Origin of the sequence: Zobellella denitrificans, assembly GCF_002407485.1 — a bacterium.
Classification (GTDB): domain Bacteria; phylum Pseudomonadota; class Gammaproteobacteria; order Enterobacterales; family Aeromonadaceae; genus Oceanimonas; species Oceanimonas denitrificans.
Genome location: NZ_CP012621.1, coordinates 2,961,304 through 2,976,165 on the forward strand (window position 1 = coordinate 2,961,304; position 14,862 = coordinate 2,976,165).

A 14,862-nucleotide genomic window follows, 5' to 3' on the forward strand; every position below is an offset into this window, starting at 1 on the left:
ACCCTCACGCCTACCCCCTCACTCTTCACGGCCCTGGGGCGGCAGATAACGGAAGGTCAGGTTGATCCGTGCCTCGGTCACGCCGGCCATCCTGGGCAGAGCATGCTGCCAATGATGCTGCATTTCGCCCGCCATCACCAGCAGGCTGCCATGGTCGAGCATCAGCTCGCGCCGCTCGCCGCCGCCATGGCGCAGCAGGAAGCGGCGGCCGGCGCCCAGGCTGACCGAGGCGATCAGCGGATCGGGGCCGAGTTCGGGTTCGTCGTCCGCGTGCCAGCCCATGCTGTCCCGGCCGTCCCGGTACAGGTTGAGCAGCACCCCATTGAAGGGCCGCTCGCACAGGGCTTCCAGCCGCCGCCTCATCTCGGCCACCAGCGGATGCCAGGGTTCGGGCGCACGGGTACGGCCCGAGTAACGATAGGCCGCCTCCCCCATCCAGCAGGACAGGCGGGGTTCGTCCAGCTCGCGCCCGAACAGCCGGAGCCGGTGCTGCCGCCAGGGGATCTCCCGCCCGAGTTGCGCCAGCCAGGCGTCCGCCTCGGCGGCGAAGGCCCCGGGCCACCACAACAGGCGTCCGCCGCTCAGTTCTATCCACTCGGGTGCCCCGCCCCACAAGCCCATGCTGCTTTTCCCTCCCGAGCTGTTAAAATGCCCCTTTTTTGCTATTCGGGCCATCCATCGTTATGAATCATCACTTTCCCCTGCCCCAGGGCGGCGAGCTGATACTGCACCGCTACCCCCGCCACGCCCAGCACGGCCTGCAGGCCTGGGACGCAGCCGATGAATATATCATGAACGAGCTGGCCTCACAGGAATGGGACCGGCAAGCCCCGCTGCTGATCGTCAACGACGGCTGCGGCGCCCTCACCCTTGCCCTGCACCACCTCAAGCCCTGGACCATGACCGACTCCCGGGTAGCCGAGCTGGCCCTCAACGCCAACGCCATGGACAACGGCCTGGCGCCCGACTGGCAGTCGCTCGACAGCCTGGCGCCCTGGCCCGAGCAACCCGGGCTGGTGCTGCTCAAACTGCCCAAGACCAAGGCCCTGCTGGAGTACCAGCTGGCCGCCCTGAGCCGGGTGGCGGGCCCGCAAACCCGTGTCATCGCCGGCGCCAAGGCCAGGGATATCCACAGCTCCACCCTGGCGCTGTTCGAACAGTACCTGGGGCCCACCCGCACCAGCCTGGCCTGGAAGAAGGCCCGCCTTATTTTCTGCACCCCGGACCCGGCCAGGGCCCCCTCCCCCCTGCCGCCACCCCTGGCCTGGCCGCTGGACGGCACCGGCTTTACCATTTATAACCACGCCAACGTGTTTTCCCGCGCCGGCCTGGATATCGGCGCCCGCTTTATGCTCGAGCACCTGCCGAGCGATCATCCGGGCCGGATCATCGATCTGGGCTGCGGCAACGGCGTACTGGGGCTGATGACCCTGGCCCGCAATCCCCAGGCACGGGTCTGCTTCGTGGACGAGTCCCATATGGCCATCGCCAGCGCCCGGCTGAACCTGGAGCACAACCTGCCCGGGGCGATGGAGCGCGCCCGCTTTATGGTCAACAACTGTCTCGAGGGCCTGACGGCCGACAGCGCCGATCTGGTGCTGTGCAACCCGCCCTTCCACCAGCAGCAGGCGATCACCGATCATATCGCCTGGCAGATGTTCGTGGACGCCAAACGGGTGCTGCGCCGGGGCGGCGAGCTGCTGCTGGTGGCCAACCGCCACCTCGATTACCATCAGAAGCTGAAGCGGCTGTTCGGTAATCAGCGGGTAGTGGCATCCAATCGCAAATTCGTTATCCTGAGAGCCATTAAAACCCCTTAAGGAAGCCTGTAGATGAAATCCATGAAATGGTTAACCGCCATCATTCTGACCCTGGGTTTGAGCGCCTGTGCCAGCTATTATCCCATCGCCGTCGACGTCAGCCCTTCTGCCCAGGTCGGCGGCGGCGTCTATCGCGGCCAGTCGGTCGCCCTGAGCAGCAGTGACGCGCGCGCCAACGACTTTATCATCCAGATAGAGCAGCAGAACAAATCCCCGGTGGTGGTCGGCGCCAGCAACAACCTGCGCATCCAGCTGGAGCAGGCCCTGGCCCAGGGCCTGAGCACCCAGGGCGCCTTTATCGAACAGGGTGCCGGCACCCGCGTCAACCTGCAGTTGCAGGAGGTACTGGCCCGGGTGATCCGCGGCCATATCAGCTACGACGTGGTCCAGCAACTGCGCCTGCAGCTGACCCTGGAGCGCAACGGCCGCACCATGACCAAGCAGTACCGCCGCAGCGCCCAGGAGGAATTCCCCGGTCGCCTGCACCCCGAGCTGGACAAGGTGAAGGAAGCCCTGAACAAGCAGCTGTCGTTGCTGGTGCAGGACATGCTGGCCGATCGCGACGTACAGAATTTTATCAGCGGCAACTGAGTCATCGCTGTCCCCGCAGCGGCATCATGGCCCGGGCTTCGCCGCCCGGGCCTGGGGCAAGGAGAACATATGAAAGCTATCCTTTGGTTACTGGGCACCCTGCTGGCCCTGCCGGTGCTGGCCGGCCCCCGGGTCGAGCTGGTCACCAACATGGGCCGGCTGGAAGTCGAGCTGGACGAAGTGGCGGCTCCCAGGACGGTCGCCAACTTCCTGCGCTACGTCGACGACGGCAGCTACAACAACAGCCTGTTCCACCGTCTGATCCCCGGCTTCGTGGTGCAGGGCGGCGGCTACGGTACCGATTTCAGCCCCCTGCCCACCTATGAGCCGGTGGCCAACGAGTCGGCCAACGGCCTGTCCAACCTGAGCGGTACCATCGCCATGGCCCGTACCCAGGCGCCCGACAGCGCCACCCGCCAGTTTTACATCAACCTGAAGGACAACACCGCCCTGGATGCGGGGAGCCAACCCGGCTATACGGTGTTCGGCAAGGTGATCAGGGGCGAGGAAGTACTGGGCAAGATGGCGGCCGTGCCCACCGGCATGAACCTGCAGCTGCGCGCCCGGGACGTGCCCCAGCAGCCCATTATCCTGCTGGAAGTGCGCCGGCTCGCCGACGATGCGGGAGAACCCCCATCAGAGCCCTGACCATGACCCGGTTGCAGCAGAGCCTGTCGATCTACCTGGAGCGACGGGTCCTTATTCTGTTCGCCCTCGGCTTTTCCTCCGGCCTGCCGCTGCTGCTGGTGTTCGGCACCCTGTCATTCTGGTTGCGGGAGGCCGGCGTCAGCCGCACCAGCATCGGCTTTTTCAGTTGGGTGGCGCTGGCCTATGGTGTCAAGTGGCTGTGGTCGCCCCTGGTCGACCGGCTGCCGCTGCCCTGGCTGTCGCGCAGGATGGGCCGGCGGCGCAGCTGGATGCTGTTTTCCCAGCTCACCATCATGGCGGCACTGGCCGGCATGGCGTTTTCCGATCCCACCACCCAGTTGGTCAGCCTGGCGCTGTTCGCCCTGGCGGTGGCTTTCGCCTCCGCCACCCAGGACATCGTCATCGACGCCTACCGCATCGAGGCCGCACCGGAACGGCTGCAGGGGGCGCTGGCCGCCGCCTACATGACCGGCTACCGGCTGGCGATGATACTGGCGGGGGCCGGGGCGCTGGCCATCGCCGCCTGGGCCGGTTCGGATCTGGGTTACGATCCCGTCGGCTGGAAGGTGGCCTATCTGTGCATGATGGGCTTTATGCTGGTGGGGGTGATCACCTGCCTGCTGCTGCACGAGCCCGAGGTGGATCTGGCCGCCCAGCAACAGGCCCAGGCCGAGCACAAGCAGGCTCTGATGGAACGGGGCTGGCCCCGCCCCCTGGCGGCCCTACTGGCCTTTTTGCAAAGCGCCGTGGTGGCGCCGTTCGCCGAGTTCTTCCAGCGCTTCGGCTGGCAGGCGCTGCTGATCCTGGCGCTGATCGCCTGCTACCGCATCTCGGACGTGGTGATGGGCGTCATGGCCAATCCCTTCTACGTGGACATGGGCTTCAGCAAGTCGGAAATCGCCACCGTCACCAAGGTGTACGGCGTCATCATGACCCTGGTGGGGGCGGCCCTGGGCGGTCTGCTGGTGATGCGCTTCGGCACCCTGCGCATCCTGATGCTGGGCGCCATGCTGGCCGCCAGCACCAACCTGTTGTTCGCGCTGATGAGCCAGCTGGGCGCCGACCTGCTGCTGCTGACCCTGATCATCTCCCTCGACAACCTGAGCGCCGGCATCGCCACCGCCGCCTTTATCACCTACCTGTCCAGCCTGACCAACGTGGCCTTCTCCGCCACCCAGTACGCCCTGTTCAGCTCGGTGATGATGCTGCTGCCCAAGTTTATCGCCGGCTTCTCCGGCATAGTAGTGGACTCTTATGGCTATGCCACTTTCTTTATCGGCACCGCCGCCATCGGCGCTCCGGTGCTGCTGCTGATCCACCTGGTGACCCGGCTGCATCCCCCCGCCAGATAGGCGAATGCCACCGCGGTCACAAAACTGAAACGGCGCAATCGTTTGCGGTCTTGCGCCGTTTTTTCACCCGCCTAGACTCCCCTCCACCCCAGGGATTCCTGCCTCGACGGTTAAGGAAAACCTTGTCATTTCAAATGAAAAGAAGAGACAGACAGATGGCTAAGATGCTTACCAACCTGGTCGCCGCCGGCGTGCTGGCCGCCCTCGCCACCCCCGCGGCCCTTGCCGCCGACTACGGCGACGACATCCACAAGAACGACTACAAGTGGCTGCAGTTCAACCTGATGCGCAGCGAAGGCAACAAGATCCCCTTCGGCGCCCAGGACACCACCTACCTGGAAATGGAATTCGGCGGCCGCTCCGGCCTGTTCGATCTCTACGGCTACCTGGACGTGTTCGACATCTTCGACAGCAAGGGCGACGACCGCTACGGCGGCGACAACTTCTTCTTCAAGTTCGCGCCCCGCCTGTCCCTGGACGCCCTGACCAAGACCGATCTGTCCTTCGGCCCGGTGCAGGAACTCTATATCGCCACCGTCACCAACGTGGCCGACAGCGGCGCCTTCGGCGGCCTGTTCGAGCATTACGTGGGCCTGGGCTCCGATATCCAGGTGCCCTGGTTCGGCAAGATGGGGCTGAACCTCTACGGCCGCTACGTGCGCGAAAACTACGGCGCCCCGGACGAGGGCAAGTGGGACGGCTACATGCTGTCCACCAACTGGTTCAAGCCCTTCTACCACTTCGACAACGGCAGCTTCGTGGCCTACCAGGGCTACCTGGACTACAAGTTCGGCGCCGACACCATCGGTGCCGAACCGGGCCGCACGTCCAACGCCCTGGAGTGGTTCAACGGCCTCTACTGGCACTCCGACCGCTACGCCGTGGGCTACGGCCTCAAGGCCTACAACAATATGGCCTTCTTCAAGGACGGCAGCGACGGCACCGGCTTCACCCAGGACACCTCCGGCCTGGGCCACTACTTCTCCGTCACCTACAAGTTCTGACAAGACAAAGGGGCCATTCGGCCCCTTTCCATTCAATCCCGGAAGTTGTTGAACTGCACCGGCTGCTCCAGCTCGCTCTGGCGCAGCAACGCCATCACTTCCTGCAGGTCGTCGCGTTTCTTGCCGCTGACCCGCACCTGATCGCCCTGGATCGAGGCCTGCACCTTGATCTTGCTGTCCTTGATAAGCTTGACCAGCTTCTTGGCAAAGGTGCTGTCGATACCCTGCTTGAAGCCGACTTCCTGGTAGTAGCGCTTGCCCGAGTGCACCACCTCTCCTTCGTCCATCACATTGGTGTCCACGTTGCGCTTGATCAGCTTGCCACGCAGTATGTCCAGCATCTGCTGCAGCTGGAACTCGGCATCGGCCCCCAGCTTGACCTTGTCGTCCTTGAGTTCGAAGCTGGCCTCCACCCCGCGGAAATCGAAACGGGTATCCAGCTCCCGGTTGGCGTTGTCCACCGCGTTACGGACCTCGTTCATCTCCACTTCAGAGACAATATCAAAAGACGGCATCTTGACTCCTGTATCTGGATGGTGGCCCATGGTCGCCACAAAAAATACACTGGCACCGATGCGGCTTCACCGTTAACGTATAGATTCACTCGAAAAAATAATGATACCAAATAACAGGGGAACTGCGATGACGGAGTGGACCATTCTGGGGGCCGGCGCCTTGGGTTGCGTCATGGCCGGGCTGTTGCGCGGCCGGGGCGAGCCGGTGTCGCTGCTGCTGTCCGAACGCCATCGGGGCCACCTGCATCCCAGCCTGGATCTCATCACCCTGGCCGGGCGCCACCAACTGGTCCACACCCGTCCCCTCTTCGCCGAGCAGGCGGGGCAAATCCGCCGCCTGCTGGTGCTGACCAAGGCCTACCAGGTGGTGCCGGCGCTGCAGGCGCTGCGGGGGCTGCCGAACGAGACCCCCATCATACTGTTGCACAATGGTCTGGGCGTGGCCGAACAGGTCCTGGCGCTGTATCCCCAAAACCCGCTCATCGTCGGCGTCAGCAGCCACGGCGCCATGAAGGAAGGCCCCTGGCTGGTGCGCCATACCGGCCGGGGCGAAACCTGGCTGGGGCCGGCCAACCCGGCGGCCAACGCCCACGCCGGCCTGGCCGATGCCCTGGCCGGCGCCTTGGGGCAGATCCGCTGGAGCCCGGACATCGCCCGCCTGCAGCACCGCAAGCTGGCCATCAATGCGGTGATCAACCCGCTTACCGCCTGTCACCGGATCCGCAACGGCCAGTTGCTGGAGCCTCGCTTCAATGCCGTGCTGGCGCAGTTGTCCGAGGAAGTGCACCAGGTGATGGCGGCCCTCGGCGAGCAGGAGCCGCTGGAGGATTTCCGCCGCCGCCTGCACAAGGTGATAGAGCTGACCGCCACCAATTATTCCTCCATGCACCAGGATCTGGCCCATGGCCGGCCGACCGAAATCGATTACATCACCGGTTACGTGCTCAAGCACGCGGGACATTTACCGGTACCGGTATGCCGTCAGCTGTATAACGAAGTGAAAAAACTGGGCGGGTAAAGGGGCGTGAGGGGTGAGGGGGAGCGAGTCTCCTCATTCCCCCTCGCGCCTCACCGTGTTAAATAACTGATCCTAATAGTGCTACATCGACCGGGTCCCGCACGCAGACACGCCGTAAACCCGTCCCTGGGGGCTCCGCCGCGCCATCCCTGGCGCGGAGGGTCTGCTTAGCGAAACCCAGTCGCTGCCGGTAGTGAGCTACCATGCGGAACTGTTATTTAAGGCTTGTACACCTTGACGTTGTCGAAGCCCTGCTCCTTCAGGTGGATGGCCTGCAGCCGGCTCATCACGCCCCGGGCGCAGTAGAGCAGATAGGTCTTGCTTGAATCCAGCTCGCCGAACTGGTGGGCCAGCTTGAAGAACGGCAGGTGCAGCACCTGGTGGCCGTCCACCTGCAGCGGCGCCTCCTCTTCTTCCTCCGGGGCGCGGATATCCAGGATCACCTCGTCGTTGCCGGCCGCCTCGCTGAACTCCACCTCCGGCAGGGTCCAGGCCCTGGCCAGATCCCGCACATCCTCCACGAAGGACGCCTGGATGGCGGTATCGAGCACACCGAAGTCGAACCTGGCCTCCTCGGCCTCCACCTTGGCCAGGTCCGCCTTGATGGTGGGCTTTTGGGAGATGACCCCGCAGTATTCCGGCATTTTTTCGGCGTAGGCGGCAGTGCCTATCTGCCGGGCCTGATCGATGATGTCCTGCTTGTCGGCGGCGATCAGCGGACGCAGTATCAGGGTGTCGGTGACCCTGTCGATGACGTTGAGGTTGGTCACCGTCTGGCTCGATACCTGGCCCATGGACTCGCCGGTCACCAGCGCCCTGATATCCAGCTTCTCGGCCACGGCGGCGCCGGCACGCATCATCATGCGCTTGAGCACCACGCCCATATGGCCCTTGTCGATCTTGTCCAGGATCTCGGCCACCACCCCCTCGAAGGGCACCGAAATAAACTTGACCCGGTGGGACGCGCCGTACTTCTTCCACAGGTAGTGCACCACCTCCCGCACCCCGGCCTCGTGCTCGCGCCCGCCCAGGTTAAAGAAGCAGTAATGCACCCGGCTGCCGCGCTTGATGAACTGGTAGGAGGCCACGCCCGAGTCGTAGCCGCCGGACATCAGGCTGAGCACGCTCTCCTGGGTGGCGATGGGAAAGCCACCGAGCCCGGCATGTTGCCCGCTCACCAGAAAGAGGCGATCACCGTCCAGCTCCAGGTTGATCTGCAGATCGGGATTTTTCAGCCGGACGCCGCCGGTAGCGCAGCGCTGGTTGAGGCCGCCGCCCACGTAGCGCTCCACATCCAGGGAGCTGAACGACTGCTGGCCCCGGCGCTTGGCGCGCACGCAAAAGGTCTTGCCCGCCAGCCTGTCGCCGAACATGGCCTGGGTCAGTTCCAGGATTTCGTCGAGGGTGGTCACCTGGTATTCCTTGACCTCCAGAAAACTCTGGATGCCGGGAATGCAGGCCAGGGCGGCGATCATGGCCGCACGGTGCTCCTCGGTCAGGATATTGCTGCGCAGCACCAGCTTGTCCCAGTCGGCGCGGATCTTGACGTGCTCGTCCAGCGGCTTGAGCACATTGCGGATATTGCCCTGCAGGATCTTGCTCATGCGCTGACGCACCGACTTGCTCTTGATGGTGATTTCGGGATGCAGCTTGATAATAAATTTCATGGTTCGGTACGTCCGGGACAGCGAAAAAACGAAAGCCCGGCATTATACAACAATGCCGGGTCTTTGCTTAAAAAATAGCGGGGAGCCGCCTCAGGGCGACAGCAGTTCCAGCGGCGGGGTGAACTTGGGCTTGCCCTGGGAAATGGTGATCTCCACCCGACGGTTGCGGCTGCGGTTTTCGGCGGTGTCGTTGGGCGCCAGCGGCCGGGTGTCCGCCATGCCCATCACCACCATGCGGCCATCGTCGAACCCCTCCACCCGCAGCAGCTGATCCGCCACCACCAGCGCCCGTTGGGTCGACAGTTCCCAATTGGAGCGGAACAGCTCGTTACTGGTCTGGATATCGTCCGAATGCCCCGACACCAGGATCTCGCCGGGCAGCTCCTTGATCAGGCCGCCTATCTGGCGCACCACCGGCCAGAACTGGGGTTGCAGGAAGGCCGAGCCGGCGGGGAAGGAGGCATTCTCCCGGATGCGGATCACCACCTGCTGGCCCAGGGCCTCGATTTCTATCGCTTCCTGCTCGATGGGCTCGCTCAGGCTTTCTGCCAGCTCCTGGGCTATGGTCAGGGTTTCCGGCTCGGTCTGCGGAATGTCCGGCTGCTCGCTGCCGCTCAGGTTCCCGACCTCCCGGGCGAAGCCGGCGGAACGATCGGATTCTCCGGGCTGGAAATCCAGTTCCGCCTGGGTGGAGTCCAGGGTCTGCTGCATCACGGTATCTATGGGGGTCGGTTCGGGCCGGCCGGGCCTGAACTCCAGAGCGATCACCGAGGTGCCTTTGGGGATTTCGGTCACTTCCAGCTGGTTCTGTACCCCGAAGGCATATTTCATGCTGCCGGCGATCTGCTTGAACTTGAGCACGTCCATCTCGGCAAAGGCCAGCAACAGCACGAAGAAGCTCATCAGTATGGTGGCCAGATCGGCAAAGGTGGTCATCCAGGCGGGCGCGCCCGCCGGTTTCGGCTTGTCCTTTTTATGTTTTGCCACTATTCCTCCCGCAAACGCTTGGCATCAGCCAGGTAGTTCTCCAGCAGGCCTTGCATGATGCGAGGATTTTGCCCGTCCTGAATACTCATGATCGCATCGAGGATAAGGGTACGGTTCAGCCGCTCTTCCCCCATGCGCAACTCGAGCTTGTCGGCGATCGGCAAGGCGACCATGTTGGCCAGCATGGCGCCATAGAGGGTGGTCAGCAGGGCAATGGACATGGCCGGCCCTATGGCCTTGGGATCGTCCATATTGGCCAGCATGGCCACCAGGCCGATCAGGGTGCCTATCATGCCCATGGCCGGCGCCACATCGCCCAGGGCGCGGAAGATACGCGCCCCTTCGGTCTGGCGCTCGGCGGTGAGCTCGATGTCCTTTTCCAGGGCCGCCTTCACTACCCCCTGCTCATGGCCGTCCACCAGCATGTTGACCGCTTTTTGCAGGAAAGGGTTGGTAATTTCCGCTTCCTCCAGCGCCAGGAAGCCGCCCTTGCGCGCCGCATCGGCCAGTTGCACCACCCGTTCGATCAACTCCTCGGGTTTTTCCAGCTTGAACATAAAGGCCTTGACCGCCACCTTGGCCGCTCCCAGGAACTGGCCGAGGTTGAATTTCATCATCACCACGAACAGGGAGCCGACGAAGACGATAAAGATCGACGGCACATCCATATACATGGTGATGCCACCGCCCAGCACCATCGCCATGGCGATAAAAGCCATACCACCGATCAATCCAAGAAGGGTTGCCAGATCCAAAATAGGGTCCTCACTCTGCTGTTATCGCGTACCTGAAACGGCGCCAATCTTACCTCGTCACGACTTCTCTTGTCGCCGATGTTGTTATCGGCAGCGGCAGATTTTCTTTAGCCGAAAAGGACGAGCCGGCTCCGGCCCGCCCTCTATATCTTTCGCCAAACCCCGGGCGGCAATGTTACTATTGCCGACAATTTTGCAAGTCGAACCACAGGGGATCGCCGTGGCCACCAAAAAACCGGAAAACATGGATTTTGAAAGCGCCCTCGCGGAGCTGGAAAGCCTGGTCAGCCAACTGGAGGAGGGCGAGCTGAGCCTGGAGCAGGCGCTCAAGTCCTTCGAACGGGGCGTGCAGCTGGTGCGGGCCGGGCAACAGCGGCTGGCCCAGGCCGAGCAACAGGTGCAGGTGCTGCTGCAACAGGAAGGCGAAGAGCGGCTGGTGGCCTTTAATCCAGGACAAGAGGAGCGCTGAGGTGAGCGTTGTGCTGTTACAGCAGCAGTACGGCGAGCGGATAGACGCCGTCCTGTCCCGGACCCTGCACGAGCTGGACGAACTGGCGCCTGAACTCAAGGCCGCCATGGAATACGGCCTGCTGCAGGGCGGCAAGCGGGTTCGCCCCATGCTGGTGTACGCCAGCGGTGAGCTGCTGGGCAACGCCAGCCCCCGGGCACTGGATGCCGCCGCCGCCGCCGTCGAGTGCATCCACGCCTATTCGCTGATCCACGACGATCTGCCGGCCATGGACAACGACGACCTGCGCCGGGGCAAGCCCACTGTGCACAAGGCATTCGACGAAGCCACCGCCATCCTCGCCGGCGACGCCCTGCAGACCCTGGCCTTCGAACTGCTCAGCCGCCAGTGGGACGACGGCCTCGATGCCGGCCGCCGGTTGCGCATGGTGCAGGAGCTGGCCCGGGCCAGCGGCTACGCCGGCATGTGCGGCGGTCAGGCCCTGGACATGCAAAGCGAAGGCAAGCTTATCGATCAGTCCCGGCTGGAGACCCTGCACCGCCACAAGACCGGTGCCCTGATCCGCGCCGCCGTGCGCCTGGGCGCCCTCTGCGCCCGGGATCTGGACGAAGCCCACCTGAACGCCCTGAGCCGCTACGCCGAAGCCATCGGCCTGGCCTTCCAGGTGCAGGACGACATCCTGGACATCACCACCGATACCCAGACCCTGGGCAAGACCCGGGGCAAGGATCTGGTGCAGCAGAAGAGTACCTACCCGGCGCTGCTCGGGCTGGACGGCGCCCGGCAACTGGCACAGCAGCTCTATCAGCAGTCGCTGGCGGCGCTGGCGGAGATCCCCTACCCCACCCATACACTGGAAGCATTCGCCCACTACATCGTGAAACGCGAGTTCTAGGGCGAGGATAATAATAAGCCTATGAGTCTGAATATTGCCGATTACCCGACCCTGGCCCTGGCCAACCTGCCGGACGAACTGCGCAGCCTGCCCCAGGAGCGGCTGCCCGCCCTGTGCGACGAACTGCGGGCCTACCTGCTGCATTCGGTGAGCCGCAGCAGCGGCCACCTGGCCTCCGGCCTGGGCGTGGTGGAACTGACGGTCGCCCTGCACTACGTCTACAACACCCCCTTCGACCGCCTGGTGTGGGACGTGGGCCACCAGGCCTATCCGCACAAGATCCTCACCGGCCGGCGCGAGCGCATGGCCAGCATTCGCCAGTACCAGGGTCTGCATCCCTTTCCCTGGCGGGAAGAAAGCGAGTACGACACCCTGTCGGTGGGCCACTCCAGCACCAGCATCGGCGCGGCGCTGGGCATGGCCATCGCCGCCGCGGAAGAGAACAAGGGCCGCAAGGTGGTGGCGGTGATCGGCGACGGCGCCCTCACCGCCGGCATGGCCTTCGAGGCACTCAACCACGCCGGCGACATCCACAAGGACATGCTGGTGGTGCTCAACGACAACGAGATGTCCATCTCCGAGAACGTGGGCGCCCTCAACAACCACCTGGCGCGGATCATGTCCGGCTCCCTCTACAGCACCCTGCGCGAAGGGGGCAAGAAGGCGCTGGAGATGGTGCCCCCGATCAAGGAGCTGGCCCGCCGGGCCGAGGAGCACCTCAAGGGCATGGTGGTGCCCGGCACCCTGTTCGAGGAGTTCGGCTTCAATTACGTCGGCCCCATCGACGGCCACGACATCGAGACCCTGGTGGAAACCCTGCGCAACATGCGCAAGCTCAAGGGCCCCCAGTTCCTGCATGTGATGACCCGCAAGGGCAAGGGCTACCTGCCCGCCGAGCAGGATCCCATCGGTTACCACGGCGTGCCCAAGTTCGACCCCAACCACCATCAGTTGCCCAAGAGCGGCGGGGGCGGCCTGTCCTACTCCGCCATCTTCGGCAACTGGCTGTGCGACATGGCCCGGCTGGATCCCCGGCTGATGGCCATCACCCCGGCCATGCGCGAAGGCTCGGGCCTGGTGCGTTTCTCCCGGGAATATCCCCAGCGCTACTTCGACGTGGCCATCGCCGAGCAGCACGCGGTGACCCTGGCGGCGGGCCTGGCGATAGAGGGCAAGAAGCCGGTGGTGGCTATTTACTCCACCTTTTTGCAGCGGGCCTACGATCAGCTGATCCACGACGTGGCGCTGCAGCACCTGGATGTGCTGTTCGCCATCGACCGGGCCGGCATCGTCGGCGCCGACGGCCCCACCCACCAGGGTGCCTTCGATCTCGGCTACCTGCGCACCGTGCCCAACATGGTGATCATGACCCCCGCCGACGAAAACGAATGCCGGCAGATGCTGTACACCGGCTACATGCACCCGGGACCGGCGGCGGTGCGCTACCCGCGCGGCGGCGGCTGCGGCGTGGAGATCGAAGCATCGATGACGGCGCTGGAACTGGGCAAGGGCCGGATCGTCCGCCGGGGCAGCGGCGTGGCCCTGCTCAACTTCGGCACCCTGCTGGCAGAAGCGCAGCTTGCCGCCGAACGGCTGGACGCCACCCTGGTCGACATGCGCTTCGTCAAGCCCCTGGACGAAGCCCTGTTGCTGTCGTTGCTGGATAACCACGAACTGCTGGTGACCATAGAGGAAAACGCCCTTATGGGCGGCGCCGGCTCGGCGGTGAACGAGTGCCTGATGCGCCACAAGCGGCCGGTGCCGGTGCTGAACCTGGGCCTGCCCGACCGCTTTATCGAGCAGGGCGAGCAGCGGCAGATCCTGGCCCTCCTGGGCCTGGACGCGGACGGCATGGTCGACGCCATTCGCCAATACCAAGCGCGCTGAGAGCCGAAGGTCCAGGCGCCCCCTCGGTGTCCCGCGGCGGACAGGGCACCGAGGTTTTGCTCTAATCCTGTTACATGAGCATGACAGCCTGTGACGGCTAGGGCATAATCGCGGCTATCCCTTCATCGCTATACGGGCCCGCCATGCGTTATGCCAATATTACCGGTTGGGGCAAATGCCTGCCTCCGGCCATGCTGAGCAACGACGACCTCAGCACCTTCCTCGACACCTCCGACGACTGGATCCATAGCCGCACCGGCATCAGGGAACGCCGTATCGCCCACGTCAACACCTCCGAGCTGGCCGTGGTCGCCGCCCGCCACGCCCTGGCCGCCGCCGGGCTCGATGCCGGCCGGCTCGACGGCATCATCCTGGCCACCGCCAGCCCCGACAGCCTGGTGCCCAGCGCCGCCTCGGCGGTGCAGCAGGCCCTGGGGGCCGGCCGGGCGGCGGTGTTCGACATCAACGCCGCCTGCACCGGCTTCCTCTACGCCCTGAGCGTGGGCAACGCCCTGATCAAGGCCGGCAGCATGCAGCGGATCCTGGTGATCGGCGCCGAGCGGCTGACCCACTACCTGGACTGGACCCAGCGGGACACCGCCGTGCTGTTCGGCGACGGCGCCGGCGCCGTGGTGCTGGAAGCCGGTGAGGAGCCCCAGGGCGTCATCGCCGACAAGCTGGGCTGCGACGCCGAGGCGCGGGAGATACTGGCGGTGCCCGACTCCGGCACCTGCCGGCGCCGCTTCGCCCATGTGGACGGCCTGTTCGAGGTGAATTTCGAGGGCAAGGAAATCTTCAAACGGGCGGTGAAGGGCATGGGCGATGCCGCCGCCATGGTGCTGGAGCAGGCCGGCGTGACCGGGCAGGATATCGACCTGCTGCTGCCGCACCAGGCCAATATCCGCATCATCGAAACCCTGGCCAAAAAGATGGAACTGCCCGAGGACAAGGTGATGGTCAATATCGGCCGGTACGGCAACACCTCCGCCGCCACCGTGCCCATCGCCCTGTGCGAGGCGCTGGAGCAGGGCCGCATCAAGCCCGGCGCCCTGCTGCTCACCGCCGCCTTCGGCGCCGGCCTGACCTGGGGCGCCGCCCTGATCCGCTGGGGCGAGCGCATCACCCCCCTGGCCCAGTCCGATGCCGCCCTGCCCCCCTGCGAGCAGACGGCACTCGAGCTGCTGGCCCCGGCCATCGAAGGCTGCCGTCGGGCCCACGGCGGCTGACCAAGGGCGGGCAAGGCCCGCTGAAACA

General features: G+C 64.6%; 15 protein-coding genes. 10 read left to right on the forward strand and 5 right to left on the reverse strand.

Translation table 11 applies throughout. The annotated features are described in order from the left end of the window. Window positions 1-18: 18 nt before the first annotated feature. Entirely contained in the window at window positions 19-621 is a 603-nt protein-coding gene (locus AN401_RS14020; protein WP_096779698.1) for an alpha-ketoglutarate-dependent dioxygenase AlkB family protein, read from the reverse strand. A 62-nt stretch (window positions 622-683) separates the two neighbouring features. Between AN401_RS14020 and AN401_RS14025 the strand changes: the two genes are divergently transcribed. The 5 genes from AN401_RS14025 to AN401_RS14045 all read left to right on the forward strand — a co-directional run bounded on the left by AN401_RS14025 (window position 684) and on the right by AN401_RS14045 (window position 5,415). Next, a complete protein-coding gene (locus tag AN401_RS14025) occupies window positions 684-1,820 on the forward strand; it encodes a methyltransferase (RefSeq protein WP_096779699.1) in 1,137 nt (378 codons plus the stop codon). Window positions 1,821-1,832: 12 nt separating this feature from the next. Next, window positions 1,833-2,411, forward strand: coding sequence for a YajG family lipoprotein (locus AN401_RS14030; protein ID WP_096779700.1), 579 nt, complete (start codon window positions 1,833-1,835; stop codon window positions 2,409-2,411). A 69-nt stretch (window positions 2,412-2,480) separates the two neighbouring features. Continuing rightward, window positions 2,481-3,059 (forward strand): peptidylprolyl isomerase, encoded by a 579-nt coding sequence (locus tag AN401_RS14035; protein ID WP_094038337.1) that lies wholly within the window; start codon window positions 2,481-2,483, stop codon window positions 3,057-3,059. A gap of 2 nt (window positions 3,060-3,061) precedes the next feature. Beyond that, complete coding sequence (locus AN401_RS14040; protein WP_096779701.1) at window positions 3,062-4,411, forward strand: AmpG family muropeptide MFS transporter; 1,350 nt, start codon at window positions 3,062-3,064, stop codon at window positions 4,409-4,411. A gap of 155 nt (window positions 4,412-4,566) precedes the next feature. Beyond that, entirely contained in the window at window positions 4,567-5,415 is an 849-nt protein-coding gene (locus AN401_RS14045; protein ID WP_096779702.1) for a nucleoside-specific channel-forming Tsx family protein, read from the forward strand. A gap of 32 nt (window positions 5,416-5,447) precedes the next feature. On the opposite strand, the gene AN401_RS14050 is transcribed toward AN401_RS14045, so the two are convergent. After that, on the reverse strand, window positions 5,448-5,930 hold the full coding sequence (locus AN401_RS14050) for a YajQ family cyclic di-GMP-binding protein (protein ID WP_094038340.1): 483 nt from the start codon (window positions 5,928-5,930) through the stop codon (window positions 5,448-5,450). 127 nt (window positions 5,931-6,057) lie between these two features. Between AN401_RS14050 and AN401_RS14055 the strand changes: the two genes are divergently transcribed. After that, entirely contained in the window at window positions 6,058-6,948 is an 891-nt protein-coding gene (locus tag AN401_RS14055; protein WP_096779703.1) for a ketopantoate reductase family protein, read from the forward strand. A 218-nt stretch (window positions 6,949-7,166) separates the two neighbouring features. Here AN401_RS14055 and thiI read toward each other — a convergent pair whose 3' ends face one another. From thiI to pomA, 3 genes are all read right to left on the reverse strand, one after another. Next, window positions 7,167-8,615, reverse strand: a complete 1,449-nt coding sequence (thiI, locus tag AN401_RS14060; RefSeq protein ID WP_096779704.1) for a tRNA uracil 4-sulfurtransferase ThiI — start codon at window positions 8,613-8,615, stop codon at window positions 7,167-7,169. 90 nt (window positions 8,616-8,705) lie between these two features. Next, window positions 8,706-9,551, reverse strand: a complete 846-nt coding sequence (locus tag AN401_RS14065; protein WP_096779705.1) for a flagellar motor protein MotB — start codon at window positions 9,549-9,551, stop codon at window positions 8,706-8,708. Window positions 9,552-9,601: 50 nt separating this feature from the next. Next, window positions 9,602-10,357, reverse strand: coding sequence for a flagellar motor protein PomA (gene pomA / locus AN401_RS14070; RefSeq protein ID WP_096779706.1), 756 nt, complete (start codon window positions 10,355-10,357; stop codon window positions 9,602-9,604). A 220-nt stretch (window positions 10,358-10,577) separates the two neighbouring features. Between pomA and xseB the strand changes: the two genes are divergently transcribed. From xseB to AN401_RS14090, 4 genes are all read left to right on the forward strand, one after another. Beyond that, complete coding sequence (gene xseB / locus AN401_RS14075; protein ID WP_176441984.1) at window positions 10,578-10,826, forward strand: exodeoxyribonuclease VII small subunit; 249 nt, start codon at window positions 10,578-10,580, stop codon at window positions 10,824-10,826. 1 nt (window position 10,827) lies between these two features. Then, window positions 10,828-11,721: a (2E,6E)-farnesyl diphosphate synthase gene (gene ispA / locus AN401_RS14080; RefSeq protein WP_198401739.1), complete on the forward strand. Its 894-nt coding sequence runs from the start codon at window positions 10,828-10,830 to the stop codon at window positions 11,719-11,721. 21 nt (window positions 11,722-11,742) lie between these two features. Continuing rightward, entirely contained in the window at window positions 11,743-13,608 is a 1,866-nt protein-coding gene (gene dxs, locus AN401_RS14085) for a 1-deoxy-D-xylulose-5-phosphate synthase (protein ID WP_094038345.1), read from the forward strand. Window positions 13,609-13,751: 143 nt separating this feature from the next. Beyond that, a complete protein-coding gene (locus AN401_RS14090; RefSeq protein ID WP_094038346.1) occupies window positions 13,752-14,834 on the forward strand; it encodes a ketoacyl-ACP synthase III in 1,083 nt (360 codons plus the stop codon). The last annotated feature ends 28 nt before the right edge of the window (window positions 14,835-14,862 follow it).